14 protein-coding genes are annotated in these 15,213 nt (G+C 63.9%); 7 read left to right on the plus strand and 7 right to left on the minus strand.

The annotated features are described in order from the left end of the window. The first annotated feature begins 4 nt into the window (after window positions 1–4). Window positions 5–1,351 carry an aromatic ring-hydroxylating oxygenase subunit alpha gene (locus tag ACZ1JX_RS00835; protein ID WP_465126325.1) on the plus strand — a complete coding sequence of 449 codons (1,347 nt, stop codon included), beginning with the start codon at window positions 5–7 and terminating at the stop codon, window positions 1,349–1,351. A 78-nt stretch (window positions 1,352–1,429) separates the two neighbouring features. On the opposite strand, the gene ACZ1JX_RS00840 is transcribed toward ACZ1JX_RS00835, so the two are convergent. The 3 genes from ACZ1JX_RS00840 to ACZ1JX_RS00850 form a co-directional block, all read right to left on the minus strand. Next, window positions 1,430–2,188 carry an SDR family oxidoreductase gene (locus tag ACZ1JX_RS00840; RefSeq protein ID WP_465124946.1) on the minus strand — a complete coding sequence of 253 codons (759 nt, stop codon included), beginning with the start codon at window positions 2,186–2,188 and terminating at the stop codon, window positions 1,430–1,432. Between the two features lie 38 nt (window positions 2,189–2,226). Continuing rightward, window positions 2,227–3,147 carry an SDR family oxidoreductase gene (locus ACZ1JX_RS00845; RefSeq protein ID WP_465124947.1) on the minus strand — a complete coding sequence of 307 codons (921 nt, stop codon included), beginning with the start codon at window positions 3,145–3,147 and terminating at the stop codon, window positions 2,227–2,229. Window positions 3,148–3,413: 266 nt separating this feature from the next. Beyond that, window positions 3,414–4,073, minus strand: coding sequence for a TetR/AcrR family transcriptional regulator (locus ACZ1JX_RS00850; protein ID WP_465124948.1), 660 nt, complete (start codon window positions 4,071–4,073; stop codon window positions 3,414–3,416). Between the two features lie 235 nt (window positions 4,074–4,308). On the opposite strand from ACZ1JX_RS00850, the gene ACZ1JX_RS00855 reads away from it, so the two are divergent. Further along, window positions 4,309–5,946 carry a class I adenylate-forming enzyme family protein gene (locus ACZ1JX_RS00855; protein WP_465124949.1) on the plus strand — a complete coding sequence of 546 codons (1,638 nt, stop codon included), beginning with the start codon at window positions 4,309–4,311 and terminating at the stop codon, window positions 5,944–5,946. A gap of 21 nt (window positions 5,947–5,967) precedes the next feature. Here ACZ1JX_RS00855 and ACZ1JX_RS00860 read toward each other — a convergent pair whose 3' ends face one another. From ACZ1JX_RS00860 to ACZ1JX_RS00875, 4 genes are read right to left on the minus strand one after another with little or no spacing between them, the layout of a single operon-like run. Continuing rightward, a complete protein-coding gene (locus ACZ1JX_RS00860; RefSeq protein WP_465124950.1) occupies window positions 5,968–7,119 on the minus strand; it encodes a thiolase in 1,152 nt (383 codons plus the stop codon). After that, entirely contained in the window at window positions 7,119–7,481 is a 363-nt protein-coding gene (locus tag ACZ1JX_RS00865; RefSeq protein ID WP_465124951.1) for a Zn-ribbon domain-containing OB-fold protein, read from the minus strand. The genes ACZ1JX_RS00860 and ACZ1JX_RS00865 overlap by 1 nt, the downstream gene beginning before the upstream one ends. Beyond that, entirely contained in the window at window positions 7,478–8,692 is a 1,215-nt protein-coding gene (locus tag ACZ1JX_RS00870; protein WP_465124952.1) for a CaiB/BaiF CoA transferase family protein, read from the minus strand. Before ACZ1JX_RS00870 ends, ACZ1JX_RS00865 begins: the two co-directional genes overlap by 4 nt. Then, window positions 8,689–9,366: a TetR/AcrR family transcriptional regulator gene (locus ACZ1JX_RS00875; RefSeq protein ID WP_465124953.1), complete on the minus strand. Its 678-nt coding sequence runs from the start codon at window positions 9,364–9,366 to the stop codon at window positions 8,689–8,691. Before ACZ1JX_RS00875 ends, ACZ1JX_RS00870 begins: the two co-directional genes overlap by 4 nt. A gap of 314 nt (window positions 9,367–9,680) precedes the next feature. Here ACZ1JX_RS00875 and ACZ1JX_RS00880 point away from each other — a divergent pair, with 314 nt between their 5' ends. From ACZ1JX_RS00880 to ACZ1JX_RS00900, 5 genes are read left to right on the plus strand one after another with little or no spacing between them, the layout of a single operon-like run. Further along, window positions 9,681–10,442: an SDR family NAD(P)-dependent oxidoreductase gene (locus tag ACZ1JX_RS00880; protein ID WP_465124954.1), complete on the plus strand. Its 762-nt coding sequence runs from the start codon at window positions 9,681–9,683 to the stop codon at window positions 10,440–10,442. Next, complete coding sequence (locus ACZ1JX_RS00885; RefSeq protein ID WP_465124955.1) at window positions 10,442–11,791, plus strand: aromatic ring-hydroxylating oxygenase subunit alpha; 1,350 nt, start codon at window positions 10,442–10,444, stop codon at window positions 11,789–11,791. The genes ACZ1JX_RS00880 and ACZ1JX_RS00885 overlap by 1 nt, the downstream gene beginning before the upstream one ends. Window positions 11,792–11,805: 14 nt before the next feature. Then, on the plus strand, window positions 11,806–12,780 hold the full coding sequence (locus tag ACZ1JX_RS00890) for a thiamine pyrophosphate-dependent dehydrogenase E1 component subunit alpha (RefSeq protein WP_465126326.1): 975 nt from the start codon (window positions 11,806–11,808) through the stop codon (window positions 12,778–12,780). Window positions 12,781–12,792: 12 nt separating this feature from the next. Continuing rightward, a complete protein-coding gene (locus ACZ1JX_RS00895; RefSeq protein ID WP_465124956.1) occupies window positions 12,793–13,803 on the plus strand; it encodes an alpha-ketoacid dehydrogenase subunit beta in 1,011 nt (336 codons plus the stop codon). A gap of 14 nt (window positions 13,804–13,817) precedes the next feature. Then, window positions 13,818–15,212, plus strand: coding sequence for a 2-oxo acid dehydrogenase subunit E2 (locus tag ACZ1JX_RS00900; RefSeq protein ID WP_465124957.1), 1,395 nt, complete (start codon window positions 13,818–13,820; stop codon window positions 15,210–15,212). Window position 15,213 lies beyond the last annotated feature (1 nt).

Raw genomic sequence — 15,213 nt, forward strand, 5'->3', positions numbered from 1 at the left:
CATGATGAAGACCGACTTCGACCTGTGGGACATCCACACCGGCGCACACCATCCGTTCAACGACCGCGCCCCGCGCATCGACAACGGCACCGGTCGCCCCGGCCCCGAGCGCTACACCGATCCCGGTTTCGCGCGCGAGGAGTGGGAAAAGGTCTTCGCCCGCAGCTGGCTTCTGGCGGGCCCTGCTTCAGACATCCCGGAAGCGGGGGATTTCTTCAAGTTCGACATCGGTCCGGAAAGCTTCATCGTCGTGCGCGGTGAGGATGGCACGATCCACGCGCACTACAACGTCTGCCCGCATCGAGGCAGCCAGCTGGTCATGGGCGACATGGGTTCGCTCGATCGGTTCACCTGTCCCTTCCACAGCTGGAAGTTCGGGCTTGACGGTCGCAACGAGGCGGTGACCGATGCCGAGACGTTCCGGCCCGAAGTGTTGTGTCATGGCACGGATCTCAGTTCGGTGCGGTGCGAAGTGGCGGCGGGGCTCGTGTTCATTTCGATGGACCCGGACATCAAGCCGCTACGCGAGTTTCTGGGGCCCATCCTGCCGCAGCTCGAACTCTACGAGATCGACCAGATGTATGTCGTTCAGCACCGGCGGTCGGACTGGGGGGCGAACTGGAAGGGCGGGGTGGATGCCTTTGCCGAGATCTACCACCTCCACGCGGTGCATCCGCAGACGCAGTGCCTGATGGACGACCGCACCCAGATCGACCTTTGGCCGGGCGGGCTCAGCCGTCAATTCGTGCCCTTTGCGCAACCGTCTCCGCGCTTCCCGGATCAGGAAGGCGTCAATCCCGGCATCCAGATGATGCTGCGCGATGCGGGGATCGATCCGGAGACCTACTCCGGAACCGCGCGCGAGACGCGCGCTGCGGTCCAGCAGGCCAAGCGCCGCCGTTCGGACGAGCTGGGACTGCGCTACGAGCGCTTCAGCGACAGCCAGCTTTCGGATTCAGTGGTCTATTCGATCTTTCCCAACGTGCAGATCGGCTGCCATCCTGAGGCCGTGTTCCTGCATCGCTTCATTCCGCATGCGACCGATCCGAACCAGTTCACTTACGACACCTGCATCCTCTATCGCCATGTCGACGCGCCGGGATACGGGGCGCCCGCGTGGATGGGTATGGGCGCGGACGTGGACATGTCGGGGCGCACGCGGCCCGAGATTGTCCACACCAAGCTTGGTGAGCCGCCGTGCCTTGGCGAGGTGCTCGATCAGGACAGCGACCTGCTGCCAGTCGTGCAGAGGGGCGCGCATTCTCGCGGGTTCAAGGGACCGCTGTGGAGCGAGCAGGAGGGGCGACTGCGTCACTTCCATGCCGAACTGGACCGGATGATGCAGGGCTGACCCGGTCTGTCGACATAACGTGAAAAGGGGGCGGCGTCAGATGACACCGCCCCCTTTTCGTTGCGACCCTCGAAGGGCTTAGAATGGGCGAATGGTCACGCCGTTGTCGATCACCAGTTCGGCACCGGTGATGAAGCGGGATTCGTCGGAGGCCAGGAACACCACCAGCGCGGCCACATCGTCCGGGTGGCCGGGGGTTCCAAAGGGAAGGACGCCGGCCGGGATTTCCTGCACCTGCCCCGGGCGCCCCTCAGCCTGTTGGACCATCGGAGTCTCGATTGCGCCGGGGTGCACCGAATTGCAACGGATCTTGTAGCCTTTGACCTGAGCCATGACGGCGACCGACTTGGTCATCGAGCGCACCGCGCCCTTGGCGGCGGAATAGGCGAAGTAGATCGGGTAGCCGAGCAGCGCGCCTACTGACGACATGTTGATGATCGAGCCGCCATCGCCCTTGTTCATCAGTGGAATGGCGTGCTTCATGCCGAGGAACACGCCGTCGGTCATGATCGAATTGACCCAGCGGAACTTCTCGAGGCTGGTGTCCTCGACATCGGCGTTGAGCACGACCCCGGCATTGTTCACCAGCACGTCGAGACGGCCGAAGCGGCTTTCGATCTCTGCCAGAACGGCGACCCACTGGCCCTCGCTTGAAACGTCGAGCGCCAGCGCGATGGCCCCGTTGCCAATCTCGTCGGCTACCTTCTGTGCGCTGGCGAGGTTTACGTCAGTGATCACCACGGTCGCGCCTTCGCGGGCGAGTGCGGCGCTGTCGGCAGCGCCGAGGCCCGATGCTCCGCCCGTGACGAGGGCGACCTTGCCTTGAACTCTGCCCATATCCTTCTCCATACTTGTTCTGATTGAACTGCTGGCGATCAGGCCGCGCCGTCCTCCGAGAAGTAGTCGGGCATGCCTGCTGGCCAGATCACGCCCCACTGCGCCTGTCCGCCATCGATGATCATCAGATCGCCGTTGACGAAGCGGGCGGCAGGCGAGGCGAGATAGGCGATGGCTTCGGCCACGTCCCAGGCGTTGCCGCGCATCTTCATCGGGTTGGCCTTGTGGAAGCGGGCGAGCGCTTCTTCGGGATACATGCGGAAACCCTCGGTCTCGATCACGCCGGGGCCGATGCAATTGACGCGCACGTTGTGGGGCGCCCATTCTGTGGCGACCGTCTTGGACAGGTAAATCACGCCTGCACGTGCGGCGCAGGTGTGCGCGGCCTGCGGCATGCCGCGTTCGACATTGGCGACGATATTGATAATGTGGCCGGGCTTGCCATCGGCGCGCCAGCGCTTGGCCGCTTCCTGCATCATCCACCATGTGCCGTTGAGGTTGGTGTCGATCACCGCGAGCCAGCCCTTGCGGGAGAAATCGATGGCATCCTGCGGGAACTGGCCGCCAGCGTTGTTGACCAGTGTATCGAGCCCGCCGAAGTGATCGTGGACGCCTGCGATCAGTGCCTCGACGGCGTCCGGGTCACGGATGTTGGTCGACTGGCAGAAGATGTCCTTGCCGGTGTGCTTGCTGACCAGGCTGGCGGTGCCTTCGAGCTTTTCCATGTCGCGACCACAGATCGCGACGTTTGCACCGAGCTTGGCGGCGAGGAAAGCTGCGGCCTTGCCCATGCCACTGCCGGCCCCGGTAATCAGGATCGTATGACCTTCAAGCAGGTCTTCACGGAAGATGGTGGTCTGCTGCGCTAGCGATTCGTCGTCGAGCCCGCGCCGTGGGCGGCCCGGATCGCCCGGTTCGGGACGGAAGATGCGCGGTGCATTGATGTTCGGCGCGTTCAAAGGCTCTCCCCTTGCGGTTCGATCTGGTGGTGACCCCCGTCGAACCCCCCGTCGAAACCCATTGCCCCGGAGGTTAGCGAGTTGCAATAAAAAAGACAAACAGGTTTGATTGTGTTTTTGTCACATTCGAGCATTTTGCTCGGAAGAGTGGGGTGCCAGACAACCCGAGTGATACCACGCGGCATGGCCCGTTGTTGAGTGCAAAGCCGCCCGCAGGCAACCTTTGTTGCCGTGTGCAATGATCAGTCGAGTGATGCGCGATCGTTTCAGGCCGAAGCAGGCGGGGCAAGCGCCGCGATCTGGCCCTCAAGATGCCGTAGCATCGGCTCGACTTTCCCGGCATCCATCGCCCCGGTCTGCAGGCTGATGGCCATGCCTTCGAGGATCGTCTGCGAAAGCGTCATCGCAAGGGCGAAGTTTGCCGGGGACGACGCCCATTCAGGGAAGAGCTGTTCGGCCTGGGCATTGAACTTCTCGGCAAACTCATCCTGCAAAGGCTTGAGAATGCTGGCGAGTTCGCTGTCGGTTCGGGCTGCCACGGCCAGTTCATGGAACGCAATGAAGGCCGGTTTTTGCAGCTGGCGCCAGTAGGTCTCGACGAGGTCGGTCACTTCATGGACGGGCTTGTCTGCCGCGCGGCGAAAGGCGCGCAGCCGTTTGTCGTGCAGTTCGGCGATGGCAGCCTTGATCAGGGCCGTGCCGTTCTCAAAGTGATGCATCATCGCGCCGCGCGAGAGACCGGCCTCCTCGGCCACCTTGGGCGTGGTGGTGTTGGCATAGCCATATTTGACGAGGCAGCGCACGACTGCATCGATCAGCCTGGCGCGGGTCTGCGCGGCCTTGGCGGCCTGAAGCTGCGGTCCTTTTTCGCCTGCAGGTCGTGGCTGCCTGACGGGGCGAGCGATCCGGGTACGGGAAAGTGCCATGGTGGTTCGCCTGAATACAATTTGCATGGGGCAGCGCCCCGTTCAATCTCCCGCCATAGCGCGACGGTGCGTGATTGGGCAAGAATGACGGCGCAAGGCTGATGACAGGCGTCGGGATCATCAAAAAAAGACAGATATGATTGTCTTTTTCCTGATGCCGGTTATTCTGGCTGCGACAACGAAAGGCGCCTGCGATGGCCAAGGACGCCGAAGCTGCCTGCGGGCAGGGGGATGAATGGAAGACCGGCAATCAATCTACACCATCGGTGCGATGATCAGGCAGTCCGCGCGGGCGTTCGGGCCTGCCGAGGCGATCGTCTTTCCCGACCGGCGATTGACTTACAGCGACCTGGACGCCGCTGCACGGCGCTGGGCTTCTGCGCTCATTGCGCTGGGCGTGAAGAAGGGCGAGCATGTCGGGCTGCTGATGCCAACATGCACCGGATTCATCGAGGCGTTCTGCGGAATAGCAATGGCCGGAGCCGTGGCAGTTCCGATCAACGCCCGCTATCAGGCGCACGAGCTGGCCTACCTGACCGAGGATGCCGATCTCGTGCTGCTGGTGACGGCCGGACGGCTGACCGATTCGCTCGACTTCTGCGAACGGGTCGAGGCGGCTTTGCCCTCGCTCGCAGGCCAGTCTGCAAAAGCCGGGCTGAAGCTTCCCGAGGCGCCACTGCTTCGCACGATCATTGCGCTCGATGAACACTGCTCGCCTGCAATGATGCCGCTTTCCGCAGCGCTGGCGCTGGGAGAGAGGGTCGATGTTGCTGAAGTCGAAGCGCGCATCGATGCGGTGGACCCGCAAGATACGGCGATGATTCTCTATACTTCGGGGACGACATCGAGCCCCAAGGGTGCGCTGATCTCGCACCGGGGCCAGGTGGGCAACAGCCGCAATCTCGGGCGCCGGTACGAGTGCACTGGCGCGGACAAAGTCTGGTCCCCGCTGCCGATCTTCCACATCGCCGGTATCCTGCCGATGATCATGATTCTCGATCTTGGCGGCACCTACATGACCGTCCCGCACTTCGAGCCGGGTGTGGCACTGGAGATGCTTGGCCGCGAAGGCGCGACCATCGCCTATCCGAGTTTCGTGACGATCATGCAGGACCTCATCAATCACCCCTCTTTCCGTGAGACCGATCTTTCGCGGCTGCGGGTGATGAACTCGAACTTTGCGGTGCAGCCGGCGTGGATCAAGGAAGCGGTGAAAGCCGCCATGCCGCACACGATCCAGGTGGGCACCTATGGTCTGACCGAGGCTGCCGGAACTGTGTCCACGAGCTGCCTGTCAGACAGCTACGAGACGAGGACGGAGCGTTGCGGCTATCCGCTTGATGAGTGGGAAATGCGCATCGTCGATCCCGAAACCGGTGCGGCCTGCGGCACCGGTGAGCGGGGCGAGATCGTGTTGCGCGGGCCGAACATGCTCAAGGGCTATTACAACGCACCCGAGAAGACCGCCGAAGCGCTGCGCGATGGCTGGTTCTACACCGGGGACATCGGTTCGATCGACGAGAATGGCAACGTCATGTTCCATGGCCGGACCAAGGACATGCTCAAGGTTGGTGGCGAGAACGTGGCGGCGGCAGAGATCGAGGCGATGCTGCAGAGCCACCCGGCGGTGAAGTTGGCGCAAGTCGTCGGCCTGCCCGACGAACGCTATGTCGAGGTGCCCGCAGCCTTCGTCGAACTGGCGGATGGCGCGCAGGCAAGTGAGGCGGAACTGATCGCGCACTGCAAGGGCAAGCTCGCCAGCTTCAAGATCCCGCGTCACGTGCGCGTGGTGACCGAGTGGCCGATGTCGACGTCCAAGATCCAGAAGTTTCGACTGCGCGACAGCCTGATTGCGGAGCTTCAGGCGGTTTGATCTCGGGCTTCCGACACTGTCTCAGACGGTGTCGGGGCTGCCGAAGATCACCGTTGCCTGTGCCGAGAGCGTCCCGCCATTTCCATGCGCGAGCGCGATCTTGGCGTCAGCGATCTGGTTGGCCGCTTCCCCGCGCATCTGGCGCACGGCCTCTACCATGGCGAACATGCCGTACATGCCGGGGTGGCAGCAGGAGAGACCACCGCCGTTGGTATTGACCGCCAGCGATCCCCCCGGCGCGATCCTTCCGCCTGAAACGAATGCGCCGCCTTCGCCCTTGGCGCAGAAGCCAAGGTCTTCGAGGAACAGGATCGTGTTGATGGTGAACGCGTCGTAGAGTTGGACGACGTCGATATCCGACGGCTTGACCCCGGCCATTGCCATTGCGCGGGGGCCGGATTCAGCGGCGGCGGTGACGGTCACGTCCTCGGCCTGAGTAATCGAGTTGTACCATGTCGCTGCCGCTGCGCCGAGGATCGGCACGGGAGGGCGGCGGCCATCGCGCGCACGATCCATGCGGGTGAGGACCAGCGCCGCGCCGCCATCGGTGACAAGGCAGCAATCGCGAGCGGAGATTGGTGTGCTGATCAGGCGCGCGGCGAGGCAGTCCTCGATTGTGAGCGGACCCTTGGCGAAAGCTTCGGGGTTGGTATTGGCCCACAGGCGCGCAGCGACGGCGACTTCGGCGAGATGCTCGCGCGTGGTGCCGTACTGGTGCAAGTGGCGCGCGGCGGCCAGGGCATAGAACGAAAGCGGATACATCGGTGCGTAGGGCGCGTCCCAGCGGTCAGGCTTGGCAGGCGTGGAGAGCTTGCCGCCCGAGGAGCGCTGGTTCGCGCCATAAGCAATCACCGCGCAATCGAGGTAGCCCGCATCGAGCATCATGACGGCGGTGACGAGATGGCTCATGAACGAGGCGCCGCCCGCGCGATTGTTGTCAGTGAAGCGCGGGTGGAGGCCGAGGTATTGCGCCAGCGACAGGCCGCCGAACAGGTCATCGGGCAGGGCGATGAACAGGCCGTCGACTTCGGAGAGCGCGATGCCCGCATCATCAAGCGCGAGCCTGACGGCGTTGGCGGCGATCTCCATGGTCGAATAGCCCGGTGCCTCTCCGACGCCGAATGTGGCGGCTCCGGCGACGGCAGTGCGAGCGCGGGGGAAACGGTCGCCCATCAGTCTTGGCCTCCTTCGTCGATGTCGAAAACGACGAGCGTCCCTTCGGCAATGCGGGCGCGAACGGGCATACCGATGCGCAAGGTGTCTTCGGTCACGCCTTCGACACGGCCCATCATCCTTGCGCCTTCTTCAAGATCGACCAGCACGACGTTGTAGGAAGGTTCTGGCGGCTTCTTGCGGACCCAAGTCACGCTGTACACCGTGCCGCGCCCTGAGGCTTCGAACCATTCGAGCGGACCGCCAGTGCCGGGTGCCAATTCGCGCGGCGGGAATACCGGGCTCCCGCCGCCGACCGGGCGTTGGAGCATCAGGTGACCTTCGGCGAGGGCCTCGTCCCACGCTTGCGCCGCGCCGCTCATGCGATCACCGCGCCAGTTGCGAGAAGGGCATCGATTTCATCGGGCGTGAACCCGGCTTGCGCGAGAACGGCCATGCTGTCAGCTCCAAGAGCGGGGCCAGGATCGCCGATGGCGCCTGGCGTTTCGGAGAATGCGGTGGGAATTCCGGGAAAGCGCAGGGTTCCGGCGTCGGTATCGCGCTCTTCCCAGAAGCCAGTCTGGGTCAGGTGCGGATCGTGGAGCAGGTCCTGCAACGAGGCGATGGGCGTTGCCGGAATTTCGGCATGGCGGAACAGCGCCATCCATTCCTCGGTGGTCCGCGTTTCCAGTTCGCGCGCTACCTGTGCCAGCACGGTAGAAATGTTCTCGGTGCGGCTGCGCATCGATGCGAACATCGGATGCTGCGACCATTCGGGATTGCCGAGTTCGCGGAAGAAGGCCTGCCACTGCTTGTCGTTGTAGATCATCACGCCGACGTAGCCATCAGCGGTGCGATAGGGGCGGCGCGAGGGCGAGGTGGCCCGGGGGTATTCGGGAGGGCCGAGCGGTGGCTCGAACAGCGATCCGCACAAATGCTCGACCGCAGCGAAGGAGACCATCGTCTCGAACATCGGGACTTCTATCTCTTGTCCGAGACCGGTGCGTTCGCGGGCGAAGAGCGCGGCGATCACCGCATAGGCTCCGGTCAGCCCGCTGACTTTGTCGGCGATCACATTGGCGGCATATGTCGGCACACCGCCGGAGAGGCGCGCCTGCAGATCGACAATGCCTGAGGCGGCCTGCACGATGTCGTCATAGGCCGGGTAATCGCGGTAGGGGCCATTGCGGCCATAGCCATAGAGATTGGCGTAAATGATCTTCGGGTTGGCCGCTTTCAGCGCTTCGTAATCGAGGCCGAGGCGCGCGATTGCCTGCGCGCGCATCGAGTGGATGAAAACATCTGCTGAAACGGCAAGGCGCAGCACGGCGTCACGGGCTGCCGATTGCTTGAGGTCGAGCGCAAGGCTGCGCTTGCCGCGATTGACGTTCAGGAACATCGCGCCGCGCGTGGCATCCGGGCCGGGCGGGATGGCACGCGTGGTGTCTCCGGCCGGGCCTTCGATCTTGATCACGTCCGCGCCGAGATCGGCGAATATCTGCGTGGCATAGGGGCCCATGAGCACGCTCGTCAGGTCAAGCACCCGGACGCCGGCAAGCGGTCCCTTGCCTTTTCCGCCTGTTCTCTCGCTCATCTTGGCCTATCCATGGTCATGTCCGCATGCTCGCCGGGGCGCAGGGCCCTGACGCTGGATTCGAGGAAATCGAGCAATGGCTCGATCAGGCGGTCGCCCATTGCTCCTGTTAGGCTGGCTATCCGCATGCCTTCCATAAGCGTCTGCGACAGCGCCATGGCAAGGTCAAAGCGACCCGGCTCACCTGTCCATTCAGGATAGAGTTGCCCGGCCAGCGCCTGAAACTTCTGCGCGAACTCGTCCTGCAGGGGGAGAAGAATGGCGGCAAGGCCGGGGTCCGTGCGCGCGGCCATGGCCAGTTCCTGAAAGGCGATGAAGCCCGGCTTTTGCAACTGTTGCCAATACCCGCGCACCATCGCGCGCACGTCGCCCATGTGGGCCTGCGAGGCGCGGCGGAAGGCATTGAGGCGGCGCTCGTGCAGTTCCACTATGGTCGCGCGGATCAGCGCATCGCCATTGGCGAAGTGGTGCAGCATGGCCCCGCGCGAGAGGCCGGCCTCGGCAGCGACAAGGGGCGTGACCGTGCGGGCGTAGCCGTGCTTGACCAGGCACGAGATCGTCGCCTCGATCAACCGGGCGCGGGTCGCTGCGCTCTTGCGGACCTGACGGCCCGGCTCGGGCAGAGCTGGCTGCCCGTCCGCTTCAGAGGCAATTGTCGGGACATGTGCGGGCACGGCCCGCCTTGCCATAGGCGCCATGATCTACCTGCCCGCCAATGGCGGCCTCTCCCCTTTCGCGTGGCCAGTTGCGGGCCATCGCGGCGTTGTTCATGTCGCACCATGCGGCACGTGAAAAAAGCATGCAAGCATGTTTTTTTCTTGCACTCTCCAAGCCAAGTCATATTGTGACGGCAAGGGAGAAAGGATGACGCCTGATTGCGCGCCGGAGATGGCGGCAGGGGTGTTGGTATCGGCGTCGGGGCATGGTTCCGTCCGCGCCGGACTGTCCGATCTTCCGTGGTAATTCGCCAGACTGGAAAGGGCAGGTCATGGATCTCGGGCTGCAGGGAAAGAAGGCCATCGTTGTCGGCGGCGCACGCGGCATCGGCTATGCCGTGGCCGAAGTGCTGGCCCGCGAGGGCTGCGACATTGCCCTGAGCGCGCGTGGCGAAGATTCGGTCAAGGACGCGGTGGCCTCACTCTCGCGCTATGGCACCAACGTGGTCGGCAAGCCGGTCAATGTGAAGAAGGCCGACGAGTACAAGGGCTGGATGGAATGGGCCATCAAAGCGCTTGATGGCGTCGACATTCTCGTTCCGCTCAGCTCTGCAGGGGGCGGCATTGGTAGCGAGAAGTATTGGTCCAACGCCTTCGAGACCGACGTCATGGGTCCGGTCCGCGCAGTCGAGGCGGTCATCCCGCACATGACCGCCAAGGGTTCTGGCTCGATCGTGTTGATCGCCACCACGTCCGCTCTCGAGGCGATGGGCGGCCCACAGGCCTACAACGCGATGAAGGCCTCCCTCATCACTTACGGCAAGCAGCTCGCGTTGGCCCACGGCAAGGACGGCATCCGCGTCAACGTGGTTTCGCCCGGCCCGGTCGAGTTCGAAGGCGGCAACTGGGACATGATCAAGGGCACGATGGAGAAGTTCTACCAGTCGCAGCTCCGCCAGCAGCCGATGGGTCGGCTTGGGCGTCCGGAAGAGATCGCCAAGGCCATCGTCTTCCTCGCAAGCGATGCGGCGAGCTGGTGCAGCGGCTCCCACCTCGTCGTCGACGGTGCCTTCACCAACCGGACGCACTTCTGATGTGGGACACCGCACGGATGGATGTGAAGCGCGTCGTCGACGTGATCCGCGTCGATCCGGCGGATTGCACCGGGCGCACGCCGGTTGAGAAGGCGCCCGATCCCGATCTTGGCACTGACATCATCCCGGCCGAGCGCTACTATTCCGAAGCGTTCATGAAGCTCGAATGGGAGCGGGTGTGGACCAAGGTCTGGCTGCTGGGCGGCCGGGCTGACGACATCCCCAATCCGGGCGACTACATCTGTACCGACATCGGCAAGGAGTCCGTGCTGATCGTGCGCCAGCACGACGGCTCGATCCGCTGCTTCCCGAATGTCTGCCTGCATCGCGGCAACCGGTTGCGGCCGGAAGGCATCGGCAACGCCGAGCATTTCCGCTGCATGTACCACCACTGGACGTACGGGCTGGATGGCAGGATCGAGCGCCTCCCGGACCTGTGCACGTTCCAGCAGGGCGGGCCTCCGGGCATGACTCTACCGAGTCTGCCGTGCGTGGAATGGAACGCTTTCGTGTGGTTCTCGCTGAACCCCGAGGTCGAGCCCTTCGACGACTTCATTTCTCCGCTCAAGGAGCATCTTGAGCCCTATCATCCCGAACGGATGGCGTGGAAGCGCGACGTGACGGTGGAGTGGGATTGCAACTGGAAGGCCTCGGTCGATGCCTTCAACGAGACCTACCACGTGCAGGGCATCCACCCGCAGCTGTTGTGGTATCTTGATGACGTGAACGTGCAGATCGACTGCTACGAACGCCACAACCGCTACCTCATTCCCTTCGCCACGATCTCGCCACGCGTGGCCATGCCGAGCCAGATTCCGCCCGCGATCGACGAGATCATGCGCAATGCCGGCATGGATCCGGCAGAATACGAAGGCCGCGTCAGCGACATCCGGCGCGACGTACAGCTGTTCAAACGCAAGCATGGGCCGGCGCAGGGCAAGGACTATTCTGCGCTGAACGATGACCAGTTGACCGACGACTATCACTACATGATCTTCCCCAACGTCGCGCTCAACGTCCACGCCGATGACATCCTGATGTTCCGCCAGCGCCCGCACGCGACCGACCCCAACAAGATGCTCTACGACGTCTGGGTGTTCGAGCTGGTGCCCGAAGGCGAGGAGTGGCCCGAGCGCGTGAAGCACCGGCGCTTCAAGCATGGTGACCGCAGCATCGGACAGGTACTCGATCAGGATGCCTACAACCTGCCGACGGTCCAGCTCGGCATGAAGAGCGACAGCTTTCCCGGTCTGTGGATCGGCGAGCAGGAACTGCGCATCCGGCACTTCCACAAGGTGCTGGACGACTACATCTATGGCCCCGGCGGCAAGGGCCCGGGCGACATCTGAGAGGAACAGGCATGTTGCAACTGGCCCATGACCAGCTGCTGGGCGCCTATCGGCGCATGAGCACGATCCGCGCGTTCGAGGAACGTCTGCATGACGAGATCAAGACGGGCGAGATTGCCGGGTTCACCCATCTCTATGCCGGGCAGGAAGCGGTCGCAGTGGGAATCTGCGATCAGCTGACGGTTGAGGACATGATCGTTTCCACCCATCGCGGCCATGGCCACGGTATCGCCAAGGGCTGCGACGTGAAGGGCATGATGCTCGAAATCTATGGCCGCGCCGATGGACTTTGCAAGGGTCGTGGCGGCTCGATGCACATTGCCGATCTGGACGTCGGCATGCTGGGCGCCAACGGCATCGTCGGCGGCGGTGCGCCGCAGGCGGTAGGGGCGGCTCTGGCGGCCAAGGTCGATGGCAAGGGCCGCGTCGGCATTGCCTTTTCGGGCGATGGCGCTTGCAACCAGGGCACGACCTTTGAGGCCATGAACCTTGCTGTTGTGACCAAGGCCCCGGCAATCTTCGTGTTCGAGAACAATCACTATTCCGAACACACCGGCTTCGAGTACGCCGTCGGCACGTCGAGGGACATCGCCAGCCGTGCCGAGGCGTTCGGGATGAAGGTCTGGCGCGCCAACGGCTGCGACTTCTTCGATACCTACGAGCAATTCCGGGACCTGCTGGAATACGTGCGGGCGGGACATGGCCCGGCAGCCATCGAGCTGGATACCGAGCGGTTCTACGGCCACTTCGAGGGCGATCCGCAGCGCTATCGCGGCCCCGGCGAACTCGACCGCATCCGGGACGAGCGCGATTGCCTCAAGGCTTTCCGCAAAGTGGTGACCGAAGCGGGCCTGCTGACCGCTGCGCAGCTCGACGAGATCGACGAGGAAGTGCGCATCCTGATCGACGAGGCCGTGGCCGATGCCCGTGCTGCCGCCGATCCCGACCCATCGACCGTCGCCGACGACGTCTACGCCGAATACTATTGAGGGTTTGCGAACATGGCTGTGATGAACATTCGCGAGGCTATCCTGCGCACCCTCCACGACGAAATGGAGCGGGATGGCGACATCATGCTGCTGGGCGAGGATATCGTGGGCGGCAATGGAACTGCGGGCGGGCCTGAGGCTATCGGCGGCATATGGGGCACGACGACCGGTCTGTGGGAGAAGTTTGGCCCGAACCGGGTGATCGACACGCCGATTTCCGAAAGCGCTATCGTGGGCGCAGCAGCAGGTGCCGCGCTTGCAGGGAAGCGCCCGGTGGCAGAGCTGATGTTTGCCGATTTCGTGGGCGTCAGCCTTGACCAGCTGTGGAACCAGATGGCCAAGTTCCGCTACATGTTCGGTGGCAAGACCAAATGCCCCGCAGTGGTGCGCATGGTCTATGGCGCGGGCATGCAGACGGCGGCTCAGCACAGCCAGTCGGTCTATGCATTGCTGACGGCGATGCCGGGGCTCAAGGTCGTGCTGCCCACCACGCCCGCCGATGCCAAGGGGCTTTTGACTGAAGCCCTGCGCGGCGATGACCCGGTGATGTTCTTCGAGCACAAGGCGCTCTACGGCGTGAAGGGCGAAGTGCCCGACGGCGAATATCGCATTCCATTCGGACAGGCGCGCATGGTGCGCGAAGGTGGCGATGTGACGGTTGTCGCCTGCGGGCGCATGGTCGGATTTGCCGAGAAGGCTGCCGACAAGCTGGCGGCAGACGGCATCGGTGTGGACCTGATCGACTTGCGCACGACCAGCCCGATGGACGAGGACGCCATCCTTGATTCGGTGGAACAGACCGGACGTCTGGTGGTGGTCGACGAGAGCCCGCCGCGTTGCAGTCTTGCCGCCGACATATCCGCTCTGGTTGCAACGCGTGCATTCACCAGCCTCAAGGCGCCGCCAGAAATGATCACCGGCCCCCATGCTCCAATCCCGTTCTCGCGCGTGCTTGAGCGAGCATGGCTGCCATCCCCGCAGACGATCGAGGGCGCGGTTCGTCGCACCCTCGCGTTCCGCTGAGCAGGAGCCGGGACATGGCCAAGCTCAAGGCGTTCACCATGCCCAAATGGGGCATCGAGATGGCCGAAGGTACGATCGCGGAGTGGATGGTCGCGGAAAACGCGCCCTTCGCGCGGGGCACCGTGCTGACCCTGATCGAGACGGACAAGATCACAAACGAGGTCGAGGCCGAGGCGGATGGTCGCTTCGTGCGAATACTGGCCAAGGCGGGCGAGACCTACCCCGTGGGCGCATTGCTCGCCGTATTGTCTGACGGTGGCGAGGCCAGTGCGCAGGAAATCGACGCCTTGATCGCCAGCTTCCGGCCTTCGGACACGAGCTTCGATCCGGATGCAGGAAGCGCGGCGGCCGAGGAGATCGAGGTGCCGCAAGATCTGGCGATCAGTCCTGCGGCGCTCGAACAGGCCAAGGCGCTTGGCGTCGATCTCGCGTCGGTCAAAGGCTCGGGCCGCAACGGACGGATTTCTGCGCAGGACGTGCATGTGGCTGCGCGAGGCACTGCGGAGCCGGAACTGGTCGGCGTGCTGCCGCTTCTGCCCGAAGGCTCGGTCATGGCGACGCCCGTGGCGCGGCGTCTGGCAGTCCTGCACGAGCTTGATCTGGCGAAAGTGGCGGGAACCGGCCCACGCGGGCGGGTACGCAAGGCTGATGTGCTTGCGGCGATTGCCAACATGGCACCGCCAGTTGTGGAAGCGCCGCCGCCCCCGCCAGCTTCCGCAGTGGCGCCTCCGCTGGTGAGCGGCGCGCCCGAGATCGTGCCGATGTCATCGATGCGCCGGACGATCGCGCGCAGGCTGACCCAGTCTAAGCAGGAAATTCCGCACTTCTATGTCCGCCGACGCGTCCGCGCGGATCGTTTGCTCGCCCATCGTGCGGCTAGCAGCGGTGAGAAACCCAGCGTCAACGACTACCTGATCCGCGCCTGTGCGCTGGCCTTGCTGGAAGTGCCTGCGGTGAACATCCAGGTCCACGGCACCGACATTCACAGCTTCGGGCAGGCCGATATCTCGGTGGCCGTAGCGACCGACCGGGGCCTTGTGACGCCCATCGTGTTCGGCGCCGACGAGCTTTCGCTAGGCCAGATTGCGGGGGCGATGAAGGCGCTTGCGCAAAAGGCCCGCACTGGAAAGCTGCAACCAGAAGAGATCAGCGGCGGCAGCTTCTCGCTGTCCAACCTCGGCAGCTTCGGGGTGGAACAGTTCGACGCGATCATAAATCCGCCGCAGGGCGCGATCCTTGCCGTGGGCACGGCGCGGCCCGAGCCGATCGACGACGATGGGGCAATCCGCATCGTGCCCGTGCTCAACCTTTCATTGAGCTGCGATCACCGCGCCATCGACGGCGCGGATGCCGGCCGCTTCATGGCAGCGCTTGCGCGGCTGATCGAGCAGCCCGGCCTGCTCGCCTGAC

It is taken from the genome of Novosphingobium sp. BL-A-41-Hi4A-0G, from assembly GCF_055521735.1.

Excerpts from the sequence above, each read along its gene's own strand:
- ACZ1JX_RS00835 (WP_465126325.1), top strand. The coding sequence starts at position 5 with ATGAAGACCGACTTCGACCTGTGGGACATCCACACCGGCGCACACCAT.
- ACZ1JX_RS00840 (WP_465124946.1), bottom strand. The coding sequence starts at position 2,188 with ATGGGCAGAGTTCAAGGCAAGGTCGCCCTCGTCACGGGCGGAGCATCG.
- ACZ1JX_RS00850 (WP_465124948.1), bottom strand. The coding sequence starts at position 4,073 with ATGGCACTTTCCCGTACCCGGATCGCTCGCCCCGTCAGGCAGCCACGA.
- ACZ1JX_RS00855 (WP_465124949.1), top strand. The coding sequence starts at position 4,309 with ATGGAAGACCGGCAATCAATCTACACCATCGGTGCGATGATCAGGCAG.
- ACZ1JX_RS00860 (WP_465124950.1), bottom strand. The coding sequence starts at position 7,119 with ATGGGCGACCGTTTCCCCCGCGCTCGCACTGCCGTCGCCGGAGCCGCC.
- ACZ1JX_RS00865 (WP_465124951.1), bottom strand. The coding sequence starts at position 7,481 with ATGAGCGGCGCGGCGCAAGCGTGGGACGAGGCCCTCGCCGAAGGTCAC.
- ACZ1JX_RS00870 (WP_465124952.1), bottom strand. The coding sequence starts at position 8,692 with ATGAGCGAGAGAACAGGCGGAAAAGGCAAGGGACCGCTTGCCGGCGTC.
- ACZ1JX_RS00880 (WP_465124954.1), top strand. The coding sequence starts at position 9,681 with ATGGATCTCGGGCTGCAGGGAAAGAAGGCCATCGTTGTCGGCGGCGCA.
- ACZ1JX_RS00885 (WP_465124955.1), top strand. The coding sequence starts at position 10,442 with ATGTGGGACACCGCACGGATGGATGTGAAGCGCGTCGTCGACGTGATC.
- ACZ1JX_RS00895 (WP_465124956.1), top strand. The coding sequence starts at position 12,793 with ATGGCTGTGATGAACATTCGCGAGGCTATCCTGCGCACCCTCCACGAC.
- ACZ1JX_RS00900 (WP_465124957.1), top strand. The coding sequence starts at position 13,818 with ATGGCCAAGCTCAAGGCGTTCACCATGCCCAAATGGGGCATCGAGATG.